The 1,837-nt window shown below is 58.7% G+C and carries 2 protein-coding genes; both read right to left on the bottom strand.

Annotated features, from left to right (window positions below):
• On the bottom strand, positions 1-380 hold a 380-nt coding region (locus RH90_RS21655; protein WP_010189143.1), incomplete at its 3' end, for a division plane positioning ATPase MipZ.
• Positions 381-1,099: 719 nt separating this feature from the next.
• The gene (locus tag RH90_RS21650) at positions 1,100-1,717 is read right to left on the bottom strand and encodes a histidine phosphatase family protein (RefSeq protein WP_010189141.1); all 618 of its coding nucleotides are present in this window, start codon (positions 1,715-1,717) and stop codon (positions 1,100-1,102) included.
• Between the last annotated feature and the right edge of the window lie 120 nt (positions 1,718-1,837).

Raw genomic sequence — 1,837 nt, 5'->3', positions numbered from 1 at the left:
TGTACCTGCTTGATGGTTTGCAGCACTGAATGAACATCCAGCCCGCGCGGGGCCACGGGGATAACAACGAAGTCCGCCTGCTCAGCCGCGAGCATCGCAATGTCCTTGGAGTTCGCTGGCGTATCAATGATGATAAGATCGATCTTACCGCTAGCCCGCCCGCGCGAGATATGGAGGGGTAGGCCGGCGACGCTGCTGTCCTTCACCATCACATCATCAGAATCGCGACGCTCTGACCAATAGAGGGCTGATCCCTGACGATCGTCGGCATCAAGGATGACGACGGACGCTCCTTCACGTGCCGCCTCGACGGCAAATCCAGTGGAGAGAGTGGTCTTGGACTGCCCACCCTTTTGCGCAATCACTGCCCATACCTGCATACTTGTTCCTACTAAGCTTATTAGCGACTTATATCGCTTAGTCGCTTAGCATGCAAACATGCCAATTAATCGCTTATTCGCTTAGTCTCCGCTCGCTGTAGCTATGGCAGGAAACGGCCAAAGTCAGCCCTTCAGCATCCGTGAGCTACCTCCAATTAGGGAGCCTTGCTGATCCACGTGGTTGCACCACGATGGCCAAATCTCATCGATTGCCGCCATGCCGTTTCCGGTTGGAGTGAGTCTGTACGCTTCGTCTCGGGCTGGCCGGTATTTAGGGTCGCTGGCCGGTGCTACAATTACGGGTGCGTCACCAAATTGGTCAGCGGTTATGTCGATCACACAGCCATTCGCCTCAACCCAGGCATGGCCCATCCACCCATCGGCAGTGAACAAGCCGCAATCCTCACCGGCGATGCCCGGTGCTTTCATAGGAGGCTGACCGCTTTGTAGCCTCGCCTCGATCCCGCAGCGATGAAATGCCCTCATGAGAAACACGCTCGATCGAACGCAGGTCCATTGAGACGCTGCGGTCGGCAGAGGTGGACCCCATAGCTGATGCCAGCGCGACCAATGAGGGAGCAGGAACATTCTAGCGGTGGTCGCAATTGCGAGGAGCATCGTCACAACGTCCGCGAATCCTCCGCATGGATCAATAGCCGTCCGACTGTTCGCCGCTAATACACAACATTTTCGCTTAATAGCTTCAATGGCTTAGTAGCTTAGTCTCCCGATTTGTGGTGCTGCCATTGCGCATTCGTCCAATCGAACTGCACCAACTCCACATTCCCGATCGCCGGAGGCTCACCCTTCCGCCAAAACCGGAGCATCTTGCTCCGGTCGTCCAGCTCGGATTCTGTCACCACAGCGCGCACCGCCTGAATGAATTGCCCGTGGCTAAAAACATAAACCGGGCCGGGAGAGGGCAGGGCGGCAAGTCGCCCCAAAGCGGCCTCGGGGCGGCGTAGCAGAGCGTCAAAACTCTCGGCCCCCTCGCCATCGCAATAGGCCGGGTCGGCTTCGCCCCAATACCGTACCAGATGCGGTGCCCGGTCTGCCGCCAATGTGCCGTTCCACCGAGAGGGCTGTAGATAAGTGAACTCTTCGATCGGCCACACCTCAACCGGCACGTTGCGGAAGCGCTCGATCGTCGGAGCGGCCGTCTGCTGGGTACGCAGGAAGGGCGAGGTCACGATCAGCGACGGTGCCTCGGTCCAGTCCGCCGCGACCTGGCGTGCCTGTTTCCATCCCTTCTCGGTCAGCTCGATCGTCGCCAGATCATGACACGGCATGCCGGCGTTGCCGGTGCTCTGGCCGTGACGAATGAATATGGCTCTCATGCCTTCCCCTCCTTGGCCGCAAGCTCCCTCAAACCTTTGTAGAGGGTGGTCCGGCTTACCTCGTAGCGTTCGGCCACGGCCGTCACCGTCGCGTCCGGATCGGTCAGCAACAGTCGTGCT

The organism is Sphingomonas sp. PAMC 26605 (genome assembly GCF_000241485.1).
Lineage (GTDB): Bacteria > Pseudomonadota > Alphaproteobacteria > Sphingomonadales > Sphingomonadaceae > Sphingomonas.
The sequence above is the reverse complement of the archived record's forward strand: the minus strand, read 5'-3'. Positions and strand labels throughout refer to the sequence as shown.